The following is a 1195-nucleotide window of genomic DNA, read 5'->3' on the forward strand; positions in this document are numbered from 1 at the left end:
GCGTTGTAAAACGCCTGTGGGTTGTGAGGTTAAGCGACTAAGCGTACACGGTGGATGCCCTGGCAGTCAGAGGCGATGAAGGACGTGCTAATCTGCGTAAAGCGTCGGTAAGGTGATATGAACCGCTACAGCCGACGATGTCCGAATGGGGAAACCCGGTGCACTCTGTGCATCATCGCAACATGAATACATAGTGTTGCGAGGCGAACCTGGGGAACTGAAACATCTAAGTACCCAGAGGAAAAGAAATCAACCGAGATTCCCCCAGTAGCGGCGAGCGAACGGGGAGCAGCCCAGAACCTGAATCAGTTTGTGCATTAGTGGAAGCGTCTGGAAAGTCGCAGGGTACAGGGTGATACTCCCGTACACAAAAATGCACTTATTGTGAGTTCGAAGAGTAGGGCGGGACACGTGGTATCCTGTCTGAATATGGGGGGACCATCCTCCAAGGCTAAATACTCCTGACTGACCGATAGTGAACCAGTACCGTGAGGGAAAGGCGAAAAGAACCCCGGCGAGGGGAGTGAAACAGAACCTGAAACCGTGTACGTACAAGCAGTGGGAGCCTACTAGTTAGGTGACTGCGTACCTTTTGTATAATGGGTCAGCGACTTATATTCTGTAGCAAGGTTAACCGTATAGGGGAGCCGCAGGGAAACCGAGTCTTAACTGGGCGTTAAGTTGCAGGGTATAGACCCGAAACCCGGTGATCTAGCCATGGGCAGGTTGAAGGTTGGGTAACACTAACTGGAGGACCGAACCGACTAATGTTGAAAAATTAGCGGATGACTTGTGGCTGGGGGTGAAAGGCCAATCAAACCGGGAGATAGCTGGTTCTCCCCGAAAGCTATTTAGGTAGCGCCTCGTGAACTCATCTTCGGGGGTAGAGCACTGTTTCGGCTAGGGGGCCATCCCGGCTTACCAACCCGATGCAAACTGCGAATACCGAAGAATGTTATCACGGGAGACACACGGCGGGTGCTAACGTCCGTCGTGAAGAGGGAAACAACCCAGACCGCCAGCTAAGGTCCCAAAGTCATGGTTAAGTGGGAAACGATGTGGGAAGGCACAGACAGCCAGGATGTTGGCTTAGAAGCAGCCATCATTTAAAGAAAGCGTAATAGCTCACTGGTCGAGTCGGCCTGCGCGGAAGATGTAACGGGGCTAAACCATGCACCGAAGCTGCGGCAGCGAC

General features: G+C 52.7%; 1 rRNA gene. It reads left to right on the forward strand.

The features are described 5' to 3' along the window. Positions 1 to 27 precede the first annotated feature (27 nt). Positions 28 to 1195, forward strand: a 23S ribosomal RNA gene (locus F3J37_RS27795); the annotation flags it as partial.

It is taken from the genome of Candidatus Pantoea communis, from assembly GCF_011752685.1.
Taxonomy (GTDB): domain Bacteria; phylum Pseudomonadota; class Gammaproteobacteria; order Enterobacterales; family Enterobacteriaceae; genus Pantoea; species Pantoea communis.